Below are 18,078 nucleotides of genomic sequence, written 5' to 3'. Positions count from 1 at the left end.
GCGGTGTCCCCCAGCCCACTGGATCCAGTACAGCGGGCCGACCCACGCACGGCCATGCAACCTCTCCCGGGGTGGCCGGAGAAGAGCGCACGGACGGGCGCACGGCCACACACCAGGAGCACGCCGCGACACTCCGTACTGGGGTGCGGGCCACAATCCCGCCATCCGGATTTACGCCCCTTAACGGCTGGGATGCGGCGAACTACGCTGGGTTTACGAATGCCGCACGGTTATGCCACTGCGGCAGCCGTCTGTGTCGAGGGGTGGCGCATGTCCAGGGAGCAACGCGGGCCGAACGAAAAGCTCGGCGCCGTTCTCGCCCTCGCGGGAATCAGCAACGCAGGACTCGCCCGGCGCGTCAACGACCTTGGCGCCCAACGCGGGTTGACTCTTCGCTACGACAAGACGTCGGTGGCGCGGTGGGTCTCCAAGGGCATGGTGCCGCAGGGCGCCGCGCCCCACCTCATCGCCGCGGCCATCGCGCAGAAGCTCGGCCGCCCCGTACCGCTCCACGAGATCGGTCTGGCGGACGCGGACCCCGCGCCGGAAGTGGGCCTCGCCTTCCCCCGGGACGTGGGACAGGCGGTGAAGTCGGCGACGGAGCTGTACCGCCTCGACCTGGCCGGACGCCGGGGCGGCAACGGCGGCATCTGGCAGTCGCTGGCCGGATCGTTCGCGGTGAGCGCCTATGCGACCCCCGCCTCCCGCTGGCTGATCACCCCGGCCGACAGCTCGGTGGCGCGCGACCCCGGCCCCGGAGAGGGCCCCGGAGCGCCGCTGAAGGTGGGCCACAGCGATGTGCAGAAGCTGCGCGAGGCCGCCGAGGACGCCCGGCGCTGGGACTCCAAGTACGGCGGCGGCGACTGGCGCTCGTCGATGGTGCCCGAGTGCTTACGCGTGGAGGCCGCGCCTCTGCTGCTCGGCTCGTACTCGGACGAGGTCGGCCGGGCCCTGTTCGGGGCCAGCGCCGAACTGACGCGCCTCGCCGGCTGGATGGCCTTCGACACCGGGCAGCAGGAGGCCGCCCAGCGTTACTACATCCAGGCGCTGCGGCTCGCGCGCGCGGCCGCCGACGTCCCCCTGGGGGGCTATGTCCTGGCCTCCATGTCGCTGCAGGCGACCTACCGCGGTTTCGGCGACGAGGGCGTCGACCTCGCCCAGGCCGCCCTGGAGCGCAACCGCGGCCTGGCCACGGCCCGCACCATGAGCTTCTTCCGCCTCGTCGAGGCACGGGCGCACGCGCGCGCGGGTGACGCCCAGGCGGCCGGTGCGGCCCTGAAGGCGGCCGAGGGCTGGCTGGAGCGGGCCCGCGACGGCGACAACGACCCGTCGTGGCTCGGCTTCTACTCCTACGACCGCTTCGCGGCCGACGCAGCCGAGTGCTACCGCGACCTCAAGGCCCCCCGCCAGGTCCGCCGCTTCACCGAGCAGGCCCTGTCCCGGCCCACGGAGGAGTACGTGCGCTCCCACGGGCTGCGCCTGGTCGTGTCGGCGGTCGCCGAGCTGGAGTCGGGCAACCTGGACGCGGCGTGCGAGCAGGGGGTGCGGGCGGTGGAGGTCGCCGGGCGCATATCGTCGGCGCGCACCACCGAGTACGTGAGGGACCTCATGCACCGGCTGGAGCCGTACGGCGACGAACCGCGCGTGGCGGAGCTGCGGGAACGCGCACGACCGCTGCTGATGGCTCACGCCTAGAGAGCTCGCCGGGACGGTCATGAGCCTTCTGGCGTCCGTGCGCCGCGCGGCCCCGCGCGGCGCACGGTCCCGGGCATGACCGCGCCGGCCGCCCGGGTCTTCGGGCACCTCCCGGGTTTGAGCGCACTGTCAGTGGCGCAGTGCACTATCGAACCGGGAGGTGGAGCTGATGCGGGAGATCGCGTACGACTGCGACGTGCTGGTGGTCGGCGGAGGAATCGTCGGCCTGTCGACGGCGTATGCGATCACACGTGCCGCTCCGGGCACGCGGGTGACGGTCCTGGAGAAGGAGTCCGGCCCGGCCCGCCACCAGACGGGGCGCAACAGCGGGGTCATCCACAGCGGGATCTACTACCGCCCCGGTTCGCTCAAGGCGCGGTACGCGGTGCGGGGCGCCGCCGAGATGATCAAGTTCTGCGCGGAGTACGGCATCGCGCACGCCGTCACGGGCAAGCTGATCGTCGCGACGGAGCGGGAGGAGCTGCCGCGGCTGCACGCGCTCGTCCAGCGCGGCCGGGAGAACGGCATCCCGGTCAGGGAGCTGGGCCCGGCCCAGATCACGGAGTACGAGCCGGAGGTGCGTGGCCTCGCGGCCATCCACGTGGGCACCACCGGGATCTGCGACTTCACGGCGGTCGCCCGGCGGCTGGGCGAGGCGTCGGGGGCGGAGATCCGGTACGGCGCGCGGGTGGTGCGGATCGACCGGCGCCCCTCGCTCGGCGTCGCGGTGCGGACCGCGGACGGCGCGGTGCTGCGGGCGCGGGCCCTGGTCAACTGCGCCGGGCTGCACTGCGACGAGGTGGCCCGGCTGACCGGCGACGACCCGGGCATGCGGATCGTGCCCTTCCGGGGCGAGTACTACACCTTGGCGCGCCCCGAGCTGGTGCGGGGGCTGGTGTATCCGGTGCCGGACCCGGCGTTCCCGTTCCTCGGGGTGCATCTGACGCGGGGGATCGACGCGCACGTGCACATCGGGCCGAACGCGGTGCCGGCCCTGGCCCGCGAGGGATACGGCTGGGGGACGCTGCGGCCGCGGGAGCTGGGGGCCACGGTGGCGTGGCCGGGATCGTGGCGGATAGCGCGCCGGCACTGGCGGTACGGGGCCGGGGAGCTGCGGCGGTCGGTGTCGAAGAGGGCGTTCACGCGGGCCGTGCACAGACTGCTGCCGGAGGTCGGGGCGGCGGACCTCGTGCCGGCCCCCGCCGGGGTGCGGGCGCAGGCCGTACTGCGGGACGGGACGCTGGTGGACGACTTCCTGATCCGGGAGGGCCCGCGGGCGGTGCATGTGCTGAACGCCCCGTCCCCCGCGGCGACCGCCTCCCTGCCGATCGGCCGGGAGGTGGCGCGGCTGGCGCTGGCGGCGCTGGCCCGGGGCTGAGCGCCCGCCGGCCGTCCTCGCCCCGGCCGCCGGAAGGGGGCGCCGCCCACCGGACGGCCGGGCAGCGTCGGTCTCCCCGTAAAATCGGTTCCACTGTGTCTGACTCCCTCGATGTCGATGTCGCCCCCGAAGACCCCCGGGCCCTGCCCCGCGGCCGGGCCGCCGCTCCCGGCGCATCCGTCCCGCGCGACCGGGCCAAGGGCGAGCCCCGCTTCCCCGGCGGGCCGAAGGCCGATCCCGCCGGGTCGCACTTCGAGCGGCGGATCCGCAGCTTCCAGCCCCGCCGCAGCCGGGTGACCACCGGGCAGGCGGATGCCCTGCGGCGGCTGTGGCCCCTCTGGGGGCTGGACATCGACGGCCGGCGGGTGGTCGATCTCGCCGAGCTGTTCGGCGGCACGAAGCCCGTCGTGCTGGAGATCGGGTTCGGGATGGGCGAGGCCACCGCGCAGATGGCCGCCGCCGACCCGGACACCAACATCCTCGCGGTCGATGTGCACACGCCCGGCCAGGGCAACCTCCTCAGCCTCGCCGAGCGGGGCGCCCTGTCCAACGTCCGGGTCGGCAACGGAGACGCGATCATCCTGCTCCGCGAGATGCTCGCACCGGACTGTCTGGACGGGCTGCGCGTCTACTTCCCCGACCCCTGGCCCAAGAAGCGCCACCACAAGCGGCGGCTCATCCAGCCGGAGTTCCTCACGCTCGCCGCCACCCGTCTGAAGCCGGGCGCGCTGGTGCACTGCGCCACGGACTGGGAGCCGTACGCCGAGCAGATGCTCGAAGTGCTCACCGCGCACCCGGAGTTCGAGAACACCCGGCCGGGCGGCGGATACGCGGCACGGCCTCCGTTCCGGCCGCTGACCCGTTTCGAGGGCCAGGGACTGGACAAGGGGCATGTCGTGAACGATCTGTTGTTCCGGCGCGTACGGCACCGAGACCAGCCGACCGTCGGCGGCTGAGCGCCCCGCGGGTCCACCGGGCACCGTCGCGGGCGGCGCCCCTGTCTCGCTAGGGTCGATGCCGTGGCCACCCTCCCGCCGTACCCGACGTACCCCAGCGGTCCCGCGGACGGGGGTGTGCTCGGTCACCCGCACTGGTGGCAGAGGCGGTGGGTGCGGTACGGGGCGCTGATCACGCTCCTCACCCTGTCCGGGCTCGTCATCCTCGCCCTCGTGCGGCAGCAGACCGGCACCGAGGGCTTCCTGGTCGGGCTGGCCCTCGCGGTGCTGCCCGTGCCGCTGCTCGTGGCGGCCTTCCGCTGGCTGGACCGGGTCGAGCCGGGCCCCTGGTGGAATCTGGTCTTCGCCTTCGCGTGGGGCGCGTGCGCGGCCGCTCTCATAGCGATCGTCGCGAACAGTTTCGCGACGCGGTGGATAGCGACCACGACCGCCGATCCGAACGGTGCCGACACGCTCGGCGCGACGGTCATAGCGCCGTTCGTCGAGGAGTCCGCGAAGGCGGCGGCCGTGCTGCTCGTCTTCCTCTTCCGCAGACGGGACTTCACCGGAATCGTCGACGGGGTGGTGATAGCGGGGGTCACCGCCACCGGCTTCGCCTTCACCGAGAACATCCTGTACCTGGGCACGGCCTTCGGGACGGACCAGCTGAGCGGGGGGCGCGGGTTCGCCTCCGTCACGGCCGCGACCTTCTTCGTGCGCGTGGTGATGTCGCCGTTCGCGCACCCGCTGTTCACGGTGCTCACGGGCATCGGATTCGGGGTCGCCGCGCTGTCGGCGGAGCACCGGCGTGTACGCCGGCTGCTGGCGCCGCTGGGCGGGCTGGTGCTCGCGATGGGCATGCACGCCATGTGGAACGGCTCGTCGGCGTTCGGCGAGTACGGGTTCTTCGCGGTCTACGCGTCCTTCATGGCGCCCGCGTTCGGGCTGCTGACCTGGCTGGTGATCTGGACCCGGCAGCGCGAGCTGAGGACCGTGCGGGAGGAGCTGCCGGCGTACGCGGCCGCGGGGTGGCTGGGGCCGGTGGAGCCGTTCGTCCTCGGTTCCCTGCGGGCGCGGCGGCTGGCCCGGGAGTACGCGGGCCACCACTTCGGGCAGGCGGCGGCGCGCTCGGTCGCGGAGTACGAGGCGTTCGCGACATCGGTGGCGTTCCTGCGCCACCGGGGGCGCCGGGGGCGGGCGGGGGCCGATTTCGTCGTGCGGGAGCGGGAGTTGCTCTCCGCGCTGTGGGCGCGGCGGGCGGTGGCGCGGCCGGCACTGGAACACGCGGCGCGGGTCACCATGCCGATGGCACCGGCGATGGCACCGCCGGTGTGGCAGGGCCCCGGGTATGCGCCGCTGTACGGGGTGCCGCAGCACGGGCCGGCCACGCCGTATCCCGGGTACAACCCGTATCGCCGGTAGGGACCGGCGAGCACTTCGCGTTCACCGCCCGGGATGCCCTGCGCGGCCGGCCGAAGGAGGGCCGGCCGCTCGCCTACGCCATCCTCGGCTACGCCCACGTCGCGCCCGTCGCGCACACCCCGCACACCCCGCACACCCCGGAGCGCACCGAACTCCGCGACGGCGACACCCTGAACTTCTCCGCCGCTCTCACCGCGCGGCCCGGTCCGTGGCTGTCCGCAACCCCCTGAAGGAGTGAACTGCCCTGATCGAACGAGTTTGAGCCGCGACCGCCCGGAGCCCGCACGCCCCACCACCGGCAAGGGAACTCACGTTCGCCGAATGCCCTCCGAACGGGCCGTGACGGGGCCGGATCCAGCGCGTTTTTAGAGCATCAGTGCCACACCTACGCCCAGACGGAGGACGCGCCATGCACTCCACCCCCGCACCCTCGCATCAGCCTCCCGGAATCGAACGGCGGCCCGGCGTGACCACGCACGACGTTGACGGCAGGCTCGGCTCGGCACGTCCGGATACGGGGTGGGCGGCATGAGCGAGCCCACCGATGCATCGACCGACCGTGTTCCGGGGCCGCGCACCTCCTCCGCGACGTCCCCGTCCGGGCCGTCCGCCGGACCGCCCGCCTCCGAGTCGCAGATGCGGTACGTCGACCTGACCGGCAGCCGCGAAGCCGCCGGCCGCTCGATCCGGATGCGCGACATGGCCCGACGCCTGCCGCAGCTGGTACGCCGCTCGCTGGCTCTCGCCTGGCGCGTCGACCGACGAGCAACCGCCGGCCTCCTGCTGTGCCAGACCGTCACCGGTGTGATGCAAGCTCTGGGCCTGGTCGCCGTCTCCGGCACGCTGACCGCCCTGCTGCACAGCGGAGACGTGTACCACCGGCTCCTTCAGGCATGGCCCTCCGTCGCCCTGCTCGCCGGCGCCGCTGGCGTGCGCGCGCTCCTCGGGATCACCGTCAACTGGCTGTCCTCCCGGCTCGGCCCGCTGATGTCACGCGAGGCCGAGCAGATGCTCCTCACGGGCTGCGCCGAGGTCGAGCTGTGCGCCTACGACGACCCCGACTTCAACCGCGACCGGGAAGCCGCCGACCGCGGGGCCCAGGTCACCGGCGACCTGATCAACGAGGGCCAGGACCTGATCGCCTCGGGCGCCGGCTTCCTCGCGGGGGCGCTCGTCCTGGCCGGCGTGCACTGGGTTCTTCTCCCCCTTCTCGTCGCGGCCAGCCTTCCGCAGGCCCTGGCCCAGGTCAGCGCCGCCCGGGTGCGCTACCTGGCGAACCTCCGCAGCAACGGCGACAACCGAATGCTGTCGGTGCTGCGCTGGCACATCTACACCAAGGAAGCCGCCGACCAGATCCGTGCCGGCACCATGGCCCCGTTTCTGTCCGGCCGATACCGGGACACGGTCGCCCGGATCAACCGCGAGGACCGGGCTGCGGCCGACAAGGGCGCCCGGATGTCCCTGCTCGGTGCGCTGTGTGGAGGACTGGGCTCGGCGATGGTGTGGGCGGCGGTCGTGTGGCTGCTCGCGACCGGCCGTATCACCGTCGGGCATGCCGGGACGGCCGTCTTCGCGCTGCAGACGGTGGGCACGTCGATCCGCGGTCTGGTGTCCGTCGGGGCGCGCGCCGTACGTACGGGGCTGTACATGGACGACTGGAGCGGCTTCCTGGACAAGGCCGGTGGCTTCCGTATGCGCCGGGGTCCGCACCGCTCCGGGCCACCGAGGACGATCGAGGTCAAGTCGGTCACCCACCGGTACGCCGGCAAGGACCGCGACGCGCTGTCCGACGTCTCCCTCACCTTGCGCCGCGGCGAGGTCACCGCGCTGGTGGGCTTCAACGGCTCGGGCAAGTCGACGCTGTCGAAGCTGGTCAGCGGTCTGTATTTACCCACGGACGGACAGGTGTTGTGGGACGGCGTCCCCACCGGCGACGCCGATCCGCAGGCGCTGTGGCAGCAGGTCGCCCTCGTGCCGCAGAACTACGCGCACTGGCCGCTGACCGTGCGCGAGAACGTGACCCAGGGACAGCCCACCGCGCGCGGCGACGCGGCGGTCCGCGAGGCGTGCAAGGCGGCGGACGCCGACGAAGTCGTCGACACACTCGGGGCCGGCCTGGACACCCTCCTGGCCCGCGAGTGGCTCAACGGGGAGGAACTCAGCGGCGGCCAGTGGCAGCGTATCGCCCTGGCGAGGGCGTTCTTCCGCCAGGCCGGTCTGCTCGTCCTCGACGAGCCGACGGCCAACCTGGATCCCCGCGCCGAGTACCGCATCTTCCAGCGGCTGCGAAACCTCGCCCAGGACCGGGCCGTACTGCTGGTGACCCACCGGATCACCAACGTCGCCATCGCCGACCGCATCGTGGTCCTCGACGAAGGCAGGATCGTCCAGGAGGGCACCTACGCCCAGCTCTCCCGGCAACCGGGCCTGTTCCAGCAGTTGCTGTCCTACCAGATCACGTCCGAGCCGAACGACGAGAGGCGCGGGACCCCCGCGTGAGCGGCCCTGGCGCCACGTCAGGACGCCTCGCCCGAGCGGCCGCACCCACGTCCGTGGACATCCCTGCGTTCGTCCGGCCGGCAGCCCTGCCGTCGGGGGGGTGTCGTCAGGGCTGCCGGGGTCGGGGGGACGGGGCCCCGGGCCCGGGAACGGCCCGGCCCGGTGGCTCGGGGGACGTCAGGGGTTGAGGCCTTTGCTGCGCAGCCACGCCAGCGGGTCGATGGCGTCGCCGCCGCCGGGGTGCACCTCCAGGTGCAGGTGCGGCCCGGTCACGTTGCCGGTCGCGCCCACGCGGCCGATGACGTCGCCCGTGGCCACCTTCTGTCCCACGCTGACGCTGATCGACGACTGGTGGCAGAACCACAGCTCGGTGCCGTCGTCGAGGGTGAGGATGGTGCGGTACCCGTACGAGCCGGCCCAGCCCGCCTCGGTGATGGTGCCGCTGTGGACCGCCTTGATGAGCGTCCCCGTCGGCGCCGCGAAGTCGAGGCCGGTGTGGTAGCCGGAGGACCACATGGAGCCGGCGTCGCCGAAGCGGGAGGTCAGGGTGTACGAGGAGGTGGGCAGCGCGTACTGCTTGGCGAGCTCGGCCAGCCGCGCGGCCTCGGCCTTCTTCTTGGCCTCCTCGATCGCCTGCTGCTTCTCGGCCGCGGCCTTGGCCTCCGCGGCGTCCTGCGCCTTGGCGGCGGCCTCGGCGGCCTGCTTCGCGGCGGCGTCCTGCGCGGCCCGTGCGGCCGCGCCGTCGACCTGGTCCTGCTGGAACTCGGCCTGCTGAAGGATCCGGGCGCGCAGTGCCTCGCCCGCGTCCGCGTTGCCGGCGGCGGCGTCGGCCGTGGTCAGGCCCGCGGAGCTGAGGGCGGTGGCGGAACCCTTGGGGCCGCCGGAGTCCTCGCCGATGAGCGCCTTGGCGGAGTCCGCGACCGAGGACAGGTCCGGCATGGATATCGACACGGGGGGCTTGCCGGACTGCGCGGTGGCCATGCCTCCCGCACCGACGGCTGCGATCACGCCGACGCCGAGCACGGCGGAGCTGCGCGCGAGCCCGCCTCCGCGCTGCTTGCCGACACGATGCCGACCGCGTACGGGACGGAGGGACTCCTCGGTGGGGTTCCACTCCTCCCAGGGGCCCTCGCCGGTACGGGGTGCGAAACCGAACGTCTGAGTGCCGTTCGGGGCGAACGAGGTGCTCTGGGCAGGCCCGTTGGACGCCACGTGGGCGCACTCCTTCCTTCCTACTGGCCTACCGGGTTAGCTGACGGGTTCGGAGCAGGAAGGTCTCCTACGGGCGTCACCGGCCGTGCTGCCACGGCGGCTTCCGCCCGATTCACCCCAAGGTGGTGGTTCCCCGGCTCCCTTGCGGGATTCGGCACACGCGCACGGAGCCGCCTCTGGTGACGGCTGTGACGACCGCGCTGCGTTATCGAACGTTAATAGACACGGGGCCCGGATTCCAAGCCGTTCCACGAGATCGCTGATGCTTTTGACCTGGACTTTCACCCCAGGAACGGGGCAAATGGGGCGACTTGGCCGCGCCTCAGCCATCCCATGAGTGTTGACGGTGTGTCAGTTGTTATGCGGAGGGGCGTCATTCGTTCACGCCGCGTGACGACGGTTCGCGGAGGAGCGGGGCGGCGGCGGGGTGGGCGGGCCTGAGACAGGCCGAGGGCCGGAGCCCTTTCGGACTCCGGCCCTCGGCCTTCAGTAGCGGGGACAGGATTTGAACCTGCGACCTCTGGGTTATGAGCCCAGCGAGCTACCGAGCTGCTCCACCCCGCGTCGGTGAGACCAGTGTACGCCATGCGCGCGACAGGAGGCACACGCGTCGGTCCCGCACCCGGGGGCGGCTGCGCCCACCCGTGGCGTCCGGCCGTGACCGGAGGCTCAGAGGAGCTTCCACTCCTGGTAGGGCTTGTCGTCGTCGCACGTCTCCTGGATCACACCGACCCCGTCATTGAGGTTCCCGCCGGGCACCGTCAGGCACTTCCCGCTGTGGCGGGCGACCAGGCCGAAGAAACCGTCGGACCGCTGAACGAGCTTCCATTGCTGGTACGTCCTGAGATTGTCGGTGGCGCACGTCATCTGGTACACCTGCGCGCTGTCGGCAGTGCTCCCGCCTGCGACTTCCAGGCACTTGCCGCTGTGCTTGGCCCGGAGGGTGTAGTAGCCGTCCGCGAGGTAGCCATCGGTGAGGTCGTTGTCACCGACAGCCACGAAATTCCAGGTCTGGTTGTCCGGCGCGTTGTAGCAGTGCCACTGCTGGACGAACGCCCCGTCCGCCTGACTCGCCACCGCGACGTCCAGGCACTTGCCGCTGTGGTTGACCATCAGCTTCGGGCTGAACGTGCCGCCGTCCATGGCCCGGTCGACGCCGGCGGTCGCGGCCGGCGCGGCGGAGCCGGCGGCCAGCATCGTCCCGCCGCCCACCAGGGTGCACAGGCCGATGGTGAACACGCGTCGGAGTGCCTTCACAGTGATCTCCCTTGTCGAGGCCGCCTTCCAGGTCGGCGACACCTCCACACTTATACAGGGAGTAATCGCAAATTAACGGTACGTAGTCATCGGCAGTCGCCTCGTGGCTCACGCCGAAGCACGGCTCCTCAATCCGACGGTCCCTCCGGCGGCAGCAGATGGGCGTTCGGGGCCTTCGCCAGGTCCTCGTACTCCGGCAGGAGCACCACCTCCACCCCCTGGGCCGCCAGCAGCGCGGTCCCGTCCGCGGACGCCACGAAGGTGTCCGGTTCGCGCCAGGCGGTGACCACCCGTCGCACCCCGGCGTCGATGATCAGCCGAGCGCACGGCGCGGGCCGGGAGGCGCGGCGGGCGCACGGCTCCAGGCTGCTGTACACCGTGGCTTCGGTCAGCCGGGGGTCCGCCGGGTCGAGCTTGGCCAGCGCCGCCTCCTCCGCGTGGACCACGGGGTCGCCCTCCCGGGAGTGCGCCCGGGCCAGTTCCGTGCCGTCGGCCGCGACGATCACCGCCCCCACGCTGAAGGCCGTCCGGGACGGCGGGCACTGCGCGGCCAGCGCACAGGCGGTCTCCAGCCACCGCCGGTCCGCGGCGGAGGCCAGCCGCCCGGTCCCGGGTGCCGTGGACACATAGCGCATCAGGACGACGTCCCCGACGGCCCGCGTCTCCACCAGCCGCATCCGCCCCGGCGGATAGGGTCCCGGCCCGAACATCCGCGGCGCCTCGGGCTCCCCCACGAACATCGGTGCGAGCGCCAGCTGGAGTTCGTCCGCGAGCCCCTGCCGCAGCAGCTGGGTGTGCACCTGCCCGCCGCCCTCGACCATCAGCCGCCGCACGCCCTTCACGTCCCCCAGGTGGTCCAGCACGTCCCGCCACTGCATGTCCGGGCCGAGCGCGACCACCTCCACGCCGGCCGGCAGCAGCTCGCGCAGCCGCTCGGCGCCCTTGTCCGTCGAGTAGACGACCTTCGCGCCGCCCGTGTGCCAGAAGAGGGCCTCCGGGTCGAGGTCGCCGGACACGCTGACCGTGACCTTCAGCGGGTACTCCGGCAGTCCCGCGGCGACCCGGGCCGCACGCCTCCGCGCGGAGTTGACCAGCAGCCGGGGGTTGTCGGTGCGCACGGTGCCCGCGCCGACCAGGATCGCGTCGCTGCCCGCCCGGACCTCGTCGACCCGGTCGAAGTCCTCCGGCCCGGACAGCAGCAGCCGCTCGGGGCCGGTGTCGTCCAGAAAGCCGTCGAGGGAGACGGCGGCGGACAACAGGACGTAGGGGTGGGCCATGAGGTGCGCTCCAGTGGTCGGGGTTCGCTGCGCCGGGACACAGCAGTCTGATCCGGTGCGCCCCGGCACGCACCTTTGGTTCAACTTTTGAACAATAACGCGCACGGCGCCGGGCCGTGCCGAGACGGTCCGCACGGCCGTCTTCGACCGCCTCGCACCGGAGCGGATGGCCCGGCTCCCCGAGCTCCGCACCTCTGGGTATGGATCGCTTCAGCCGCGTCACAGACCGCACACACCTCATGGCCCGCACCGGGATCACCGTTGACACCGACTGCGCGCCGATGCGACAGTACGTGTCTAGACACTAGCCGTGTATAGACACTACGTTCGCACCAGGGGGATGCGTGACGAAGCGTGCCGTTGTCGCCGGAGGCGCCGGCTTTCTGGGTTCCCATCTCTGCGAGCGGCTCCTGACGGACGGATACGCGGTCGTCTGCCTCGACGACTTCTCCACGGGACGGGCGGAGAACGTCGCCCACCTGCCCTCGCTCGGCCCCTTCACCCTGGTCCGGCAGGACGTCACGGAGCCCTTCACCGTCGACGGCGACGTGCACGCGGTCCTCCACTTCGCGTCGCCGGCCAGCCCGGCGGACTATCTCAGGCTTCCGCTGAACACCCTGCGCGCCGGATCGCTCGGCACCTTCCACACACTCGAACTGGCGCGCGAGAAGGGGGCCCGCTATCTGCTGGCCTCCACCAGCGAGGTCTACGGGGACCCGCTGGTCCACCCGCAGCACGAGGGCTACTGGGGCAATGTGAACCCCGTCGGACCCCGCTCCGTCTATGACGAGGCCAAACGTTTCGCCGAAGCGTCCGTCATGGCCTACCACCGCACGTTCGGCCTGGACACGGCCATCGTCCGCATCTTCAACACCTACGGTCCGCGCATGCGCGCCCACGACGGGCGGGCCATTCCCACCTTCATCCGGCAGGCCCTGCACGACGAACCCATCACGGTCACCGGCAGCGGAGGCCAGACCCGGTCCGTCTGCTACGTGTCCGACCTGGTGGAGGGCGTCGTCCGGCTCCTGGAGTCCGGCCGCACCGGCCCCGTCAACGTGGGCAACCCGCACGAGATGACGGTCCTGGAGATCGCCGAACTCGTCCGGCAGATCTGCGGGTCCGGCGCCCCGATCACCCATGTGCCGCGCCCCGAGGACGATCCCGAGCAGCGCCGCCCCGACATCTCGCTGGCCGCCGAACTGCTCGGCTGGGCGCCCCGGATCCCCGTGGACGAAGGGCTCAAGGAGACCGTCGCCTGGTTCGCCGAACAGCACCCGACCACCCGCGCGTGAAAGGGGCCGTCCGATGACGACCCGTACCGGAGTCCAGGCGGCCGCCGATCAACGGCCCGGCCCCGCGCCCGTCACCGTCCCGCTGTCCCGCCCGAGCCTCTCCGCCCTCGAACGCTCCCACGTCCAAGGAGCCCTGGAGGACGGGTGGATCTCGGGCACGGGCGGCCTCGTCACCCGCTTCGAGGAGGCCCTCTCACGGCGCATCGGGCGCGGCCACACCATCGCCGTCGCCAACGGCACCATGGGCCTCGAACTGGCCCTGCGGGGCCTCGGCATCGGCCCCGGCGACGAGGTCGTCGTACCGGCGTTCACCTTCGCCGCACCGGCGACCACCGTCCTCGCGGTGGGGGCCCGACCCGTGCCGGCCGACGTCGACCCGGACACCTGGACGATCTGTCCCCGCGCCGCCCGCGCCGCCCGCACCCCCCGCACCCGCGCGGTCATCGCGGTGGACGTGCTCGGCCACCCCGCCGACTACGACGCCCTGCGCGCCCTGGACCTGCCGGTGATCCAGGACGCCGCCGAGGCGCACGGCGCCCGCTACCGGGGCCGGCCCGTCGGCGGCCAGGGCGACCTGTCCGTCTTCAGCTTCCACGCCAACAAGGCGATCACCACGGGGGAGGGCGGCAGCGTCAGCACCGACTCCCCGCACCTCGCCGAGCGGATGCGACTGCTGGCCAACCACGGCATGACACCGCAACAGCCCTACGTCCACGAGGTGGTGGGCCGCAACTTCCGCATGACCAACCTCACCGCCGCCCTCGGACTCGGCCAGCTCGAACGCTGGGACGAGCTGATCGGGGCCCGCAACGACGTCGCCCGCCGCTATGCCGAGCGGCTCGACCCCTCCGAGTACGCGCCGCGCCCCGTCGCGCCGTGGGCCGAGTACTCCTGCTGGCTGCACACCGTCACCGCGCCCGCCGAGCGGAGGGCCGCCGTCCTCGCCCACCTCAGGGCCCGCGGCATCGACGCCCGCGCCGTCTGGCCGCCACTGCACGAGCAGCCGGTGCTCGGCCGCCCGGGCACCGACTGCCCCGTCGCGCGGGACATCGCACAGCGCGCCTTCTGGCTGCCCACGTACGCCGGGATGCCCGACACCGACATCGATCTCGTGGCTGCCGCTCTCGCCGAGGCGACGGTCAGGAAGTGAGCGCGACCATGCAGAAGCTGAGCGTCATCGTCCGGTTCCGCAACGAGGCCGTGCACCTGGGGGCCGTACTGCGCGCCATCCGCGCCCAGCGCTGTTCGGTGCCCGTCGAGATCGTCGCCGTCGACAACGCCTCCACCGACGGCTCCCGGGACATCGCCGAACCGTACGCCGACACCCTCGTCCAGATCACCGACTACCGGCCGGGCGCCGCCCTCAACCGCTCCATCGAGGCGTGCTCCGGCGACCACGTGGTCGTCGTCAGCGCCCACGCCGTCCCCTCCGACGAGCGCTGGCTGGAGAACCTGATCCGCCCGCTGCGCAGCCCGGACGTGCTCGGCGTGTACGGCGGGCAGATCTATCCGATCAACGCGAAGTTCCTCGACAAGCGCGACCTCGACATCTTCTCCGACATCCGGCCGCGCACCGAGACCCGGGACTCCGACTTCTGGAACGCCAACTCCGCCTTCGGCCGCAACGCCTGGGAGAAGCAGCCCTTCGACGAGACGGTCATCGAACTGGAGGACCACCACTGGACCAAGCAGATCCTGCCCGAGGGAAACCGTTGGATCCGCTTCGAGCCGGAGGCGCGCGTCTACCACTACGGCCACGAGACCCGCAACGACCGGCAGTTCCTCGCGCCCGACGGCCGCACCGCCGGTGAACGCGTCCGGGAGGCGGTGGGCGTCCTGGAGGGCGAGTTCGTGTCCTGGCCGGCCGCGATGTCCGCCGGCATGACGCTGGGCAGCCTGTGGCGCGAGCCGCAGGTACGGGCCACCGTGCCGCTGCTCGGCCGCTATCTGCTGGAGTACTGGGACTTCGACGTGCGCTGGCGGATGGCCGGAGCGCTCGGCCGGCTCGACTACCCGGAGTCGGTCCCCTACCTGGTCCGCGGCCTGGCCGACCCGTCCTTCTACGCGCGCGACGAGTGCGCCTGGTCGCTGGCCCGGCTCGGGGCGAGGGCGGTACCGGAACTCGTCGCGGCCCTGGACCGGCCCGGCGCGGTCCCCGACGGGGCGCTGCCGTTCGCGGCCCTCGCGCTCGGCCTGTCCGGCACCCCCGACGGCCGCGAGCACGCACTGGACCTGCTGGAGCGGTGCCTGGCCGGCGGCGATCCCGAAGCGGCCCGCGACGCCGTCTACTTCCTCGGCGAGATCGGCAGCGCCGCCGGACGCCCCGCCCTGCTGCGGGCCGTCCGGGAGCGGATCGCCGACGCCGACTACGAGACGGCGCGCGCGGCCGTGTGGTGCTGGGGCATGCTCGCCGAGCACGGCGCCGACGCGGACCGGCTCGACGCCGCCACCGACGACGTGGTCCAGGCGTCCCGGCAGCACCCCCAGGACGTGGTCCGGGCCGAGGCGGTGGCGGCCCTGGGCCGCGTGGGCCTCGCCCGCCGCAGCGCCGGCGCGCTGGGCGAGGTCGCCCGCTGCCTGCGCACCGACGGGGCCGGGCGGGTGCGGTACGCGGCGATACAGAGCCTGCGGCTCGCGGCGGCGGCCGGGACGCCCGGGATCGCCGCGGAGGCGGCCGCGCGGCACACGGACGACGACGACTTCGGCGTGCTCTTCGAACGCGAGCTGGTGCTCGCCACCATCCAGGACAAGGAGTGACGGTCATGCGGGCACTTGTCACCGGCGGAGCCGGATTCATCGGCTGCAACCTCACCGCGGCGCTGGTACGCGGCGGTCATGAGGTGGCCGTGGTGGACAACCTCTCCCGGCGGGGGAGTCTGCGCAACCTCCAGGCGCTGCTGGAGGACCCGGTCGCCGCCGAGCGGGTCAGCTTCCACCCGGTGGACGTGCGCGACGCCGACGCGCTGGCCGCGGTGGTGGCCGAGCACCGCCCCGACGCGGTGGCCCACCTGGCCGCGCAGGTCGCGGTCACCGACTCGGTGACCCGTCCGACGGTGGACTTCGACATCAACGCCCGCGGCACCCTCAACGTGCTGGAGGCCGTGCGCCGGCACGCCCCCGACGCGCGCGTGCTGTTCACCTCCACGAACAAGGTGTACGGCAGCATGGAGCAGCTGCGCACGGAGCGGACCGCGACCCGGTACGTCCTCCCGGACCACCCCGACGGCATCTCCGAGGACTTCCCCGCCCTCGCCGCCACCCCCTACGGCGTCTCCAAGCTCACCGCGGACCTGTACGTGCGGGACTACGCCGCCACGTACGGCCTGGCCACCACCGTCTTCCGGATGTCCTGCATCTACGGCAAGTGGCAGAACGGCACCGTGGACCAGGGCTGGGTCAGCTGGCTCGTCAAGTCGGCGCTGCTCGGCACCCCGGTCACCATCTACGGCGACGGACTCCAGGTGCGCGACCTGCTGCACGTCGACGACCTGGTCGCGGCCCAACTCCGCGTGCTGCAGGACGGACGGGGGCTCGGCGAGGTGTTCAACATCGGCGGCGGCCCCGACTTCTCCCTGTCCGTGTGGGCCGAGTTCGGTGCCCTGCTCGCCGAACTCACCGACCGGGAGACACCGGTGACCTACGAGCCGCGGCGCACCGGGGACCAGGACGTCTACATCAGCGACATCCGGCGGGCCCGCAGCCGGCTGGCGTGGCGGCCCACCTGCGCGCCGCGCGAGGGCATCGCCGAGATGGCCGACTGGCTGCGTCTCGAGCACAAGCTCGGCCGGTAGCGCCACCCACCCCAGCCGAAGGGAGCCTCCATGGACGAGGTCGACGTCGTCCTCCTCGCACCGCCGTACTACCGCTTCTGCGGCAGCCACAACAACCGCGCCGCCCCGTCGCTGACCTACCTCTCGGCCTTCCTGGAGGAGGCCGGCATCTCGCACGTCGTCTACAACGCCGACCACACGCCCGGCCGGCGGTTCTGGTCCATGAAGTGGATGTTCCAGAACTACCAGCCCTTCGTGGACGCGGTGGACGGCAGGGGCAGCCTCTACGGCGAGGTCGCCGAGATCGTCATGTCGTTCAACCCGAAGGCCGTCGTCATCCTCGGCGGCGAGCCCCTGATCGCCACCAAGGACTGGGGCAATCCGTTCATCGCGGCGCACTACTCCACACTGCTGCGCAGGCTCGGCGTCTACACCGTCGGCGTGGGCCACTTCTTCACCCTCGACCGGCAGCGCTTCCAGGACGACTTCGACTGCGTGCTCGGCGGCGAGCCCTCCGAGCAGATCGTCGACATCCTGCGCGAACGGCGCACCGGCTATGTGCCGCCGCGGCCGATCCCGCTGACCACGCTGCCCAACCTCGGCCGGCTCTTCCCGGCCGACCAGCAGACCGACTTCGTCATGACGTCGTTCGGCTGCCGCTTCCCCTGCTCGTTCTGCCTCGTCCAGCAGTTCTACGGGGAACTCGACGAGCGGGTGCGGTTCGTGGACCTCGACACCGCGGTGGCGGACATCGCGCAACGCCCCGAACAGGGGGTCTACCTCACCGACCTGACCTTCACCTACGCCCCCCGCAAGCGTCTTGCGGCCCTGACGGAGGCCCTGCGCGAGGCCGGGGTGCACAAGTCGTACACCATCGACACCAGGGTCGACATGATCACCCCGCAGATCGCCGACCAGCTCGCCGAACTGGGCGTCGAGCGGGTGAAGATCGGCGTCGAGGGCATCACCCGGGACCTGCTGAAGTCCTTCAACAAGCGCACCGACCTGCGGAAGATCGAACGGGCCGTGGGGCTGCTGCGCGAGCGCGGCATCAAGGTCGTCACCTACCTGCTCATCGGCGGTGTCACCGAGCTGGCGGACTACGAGGCGACCCGCGACTACATCGCCACGCTGCAACCGGAGTTCGTGCCGGTGGCCGTCTGGGCCTACGACCTGTCCGGCGACTACCGGTACGACACCCAGTTCTCGCCGCTGCGCCTGAAGGAATGGGGCATCGACGAGGAGGTCTTCCACCGCTACCTCTCGCTCCAGGAACAGGTCAACCCCACCGTCGGCGCGATGCTCGACGTCCTGTGAACCCGCCCTCGACGCCGCTGC

The 18,078-nt window shown here is 72.3% G+C and carries 13 protein-coding genes, 1 tRNA gene and 1 riboswitch; of the genes, 10 read left to right on the top strand and 4 right to left on the bottom strand.

From position 1 onward, the window contains the following. Nucleotides 1-270 precede the first annotated feature (270 nt). The 5 genes from ACFYMU_RS27995 (at nucleotide 271) to ACFYMU_RS27975 (ending at nucleotide 7,929) form a co-directional block, all read left to right on the top strand. Nucleotides 271-1,695: an MFS transporter gene (locus tag ACFYMU_RS27995; protein WP_388378723.1), complete on the top strand. Its 1,425-nt coding sequence runs from the start codon at nucleotides 271-273 to the stop codon at nucleotides 1,693-1,695. A gap of 169 nt (nucleotides 1,696-1,864) precedes the next feature. Next, entirely contained in the window at nucleotides 1,865-3,073 is a 1,209-nt protein-coding gene (gene lhgO / locus ACFYMU_RS27990) for an L-2-hydroxyglutarate oxidase (RefSeq protein WP_388378720.1), read from the top strand. A gap of 143 nt (nucleotides 3,074-3,216) precedes the next feature. Next, nucleotides 3,217-4,029: a tRNA (guanosine(46)-N7)-methyltransferase TrmB gene (gene trmB / locus ACFYMU_RS27985; RefSeq protein WP_388378751.1), complete on the top strand. Its 813-nt coding sequence runs from the start codon at nucleotides 3,217-3,219 to the stop codon at nucleotides 4,027-4,029. Between the two features lie 63 nt (nucleotides 4,030-4,092). Further along, entirely contained in the window at nucleotides 4,093-5,430 is a 1,338-nt protein-coding gene (locus ACFYMU_RS27980; protein WP_388378717.1) for a PrsW family intramembrane metalloprotease, read from the top strand. 636 nt (nucleotides 5,431-6,066) lie between these two features. Continuing rightward, nucleotides 6,067-7,929 (top strand): ABC transporter ATP-binding protein, encoded by a 1,863-nt coding sequence (locus ACFYMU_RS27975; protein WP_388378748.1) that lies wholly within the window; start codon nucleotides 6,067-6,069, stop codon nucleotides 7,927-7,929. A gap of 177 nt (nucleotides 7,930-8,106) precedes the next feature. Here ACFYMU_RS27975 and ACFYMU_RS27970 read toward each other — a convergent pair whose 3' ends face one another. The 4 genes from ACFYMU_RS27970 to ACFYMU_RS27955 form a co-directional block, all read right to left on the bottom strand. Beyond that, a complete protein-coding gene (locus ACFYMU_RS27970) occupies nucleotides 8,107-9,141 on the bottom strand; it encodes a M23 family metallopeptidase (protein WP_388378714.1) in 1,035 nt (344 codons plus the stop codon). A 10-nt stretch (nucleotides 9,142-9,151) separates the two neighbouring features. Continuing rightward, a riboswitch (cyclic di-AMP (ydaO/yuaA leader) is annotated at nucleotides 9,152-9,308 on the bottom strand. A 323-nt stretch (nucleotides 9,309-9,631) separates the two neighbouring features. Next, nucleotides 9,632-9,705: transfer RNA gene (locus ACFYMU_RS27965), tRNA-Met, on the bottom strand. Between the two features lie 105 nt (nucleotides 9,706-9,810). After that, on the bottom strand, nucleotides 9,811-10,398 hold the full coding sequence (locus ACFYMU_RS27960; protein ID WP_388378711.1) for an RICIN domain-containing protein: 588 nt from the start codon (nucleotides 10,396-10,398) through the stop codon (nucleotides 9,811-9,813). A gap of 128 nt (nucleotides 10,399-10,526) precedes the next feature. Further along, the gene (locus ACFYMU_RS27955) at nucleotides 10,527-11,675 is read right to left on the bottom strand and encodes a dihydrofolate reductase family protein (protein ID WP_388378708.1); all 1,149 of its coding nucleotides are present in this window, start codon (nucleotides 11,673-11,675) and stop codon (nucleotides 10,527-10,529) included. 344 nt (nucleotides 11,676-12,019) lie between these two features. On the opposite strand from ACFYMU_RS27955, the gene ACFYMU_RS27950 reads away from it, so the two are divergent. The 5 genes from ACFYMU_RS27950 to ACFYMU_RS27930 are packed head-to-tail and all read left to right on the top strand — an operon-like array spanning nucleotide 12,020 to nucleotide 18,057. Continuing rightward, nucleotides 12,020-12,970, top strand: coding sequence for a UDP-glucuronic acid decarboxylase family protein (locus ACFYMU_RS27950; protein WP_388378706.1), 951 nt, complete (start codon nucleotides 12,020-12,022; stop codon nucleotides 12,968-12,970). 13 nt (nucleotides 12,971-12,983) lie between these two features. Further along, nucleotides 12,984-14,120 carry a DegT/DnrJ/EryC1/StrS family aminotransferase gene (locus ACFYMU_RS27945; RefSeq protein WP_388378703.1) on the top strand — a complete coding sequence of 379 codons (1,137 nt, stop codon included), beginning with the start codon at nucleotides 12,984-12,986 and terminating at the stop codon, nucleotides 14,118-14,120. Continuing rightward, a complete protein-coding gene (locus tag ACFYMU_RS27940) occupies nucleotides 14,117-15,727 on the top strand; it encodes a HEAT repeat domain-containing protein (protein WP_388378702.1) in 1,611 nt (536 codons plus the stop codon). The genes ACFYMU_RS27945 and ACFYMU_RS27940 overlap by 4 nt, the downstream gene beginning before the upstream one ends. 5 nt (nucleotides 15,728-15,732) lie before the next feature. Then, a complete protein-coding gene (locus ACFYMU_RS27935; RefSeq protein ID WP_388378699.1) occupies nucleotides 15,733-16,761 on the top strand; it encodes a GDP-mannose 4,6-dehydratase in 1,029 nt (342 codons plus the stop codon). Nucleotides 16,762-16,791: 30 nt separating this feature from the next. Continuing rightward, nucleotides 16,792-18,057: a B12-binding domain-containing radical SAM protein gene (locus tag ACFYMU_RS27930; RefSeq protein ID WP_388378697.1), complete on the top strand. Its 1,266-nt coding sequence runs from the start codon at nucleotides 16,792-16,794 to the stop codon at nucleotides 18,055-18,057. Nucleotides 18,058-18,078 lie beyond the last annotated feature (21 nt).

This window comes from Streptomyces sp. NPDC007264 (genome assembly GCF_042869095.1).
GTDB lineage: Bacteria > Actinomycetota > Actinomycetes > Streptomycetales > Streptomycetaceae > Streptomyces.
This window is presented reverse-complemented; position numbering and strand designations above follow the sequence as displayed.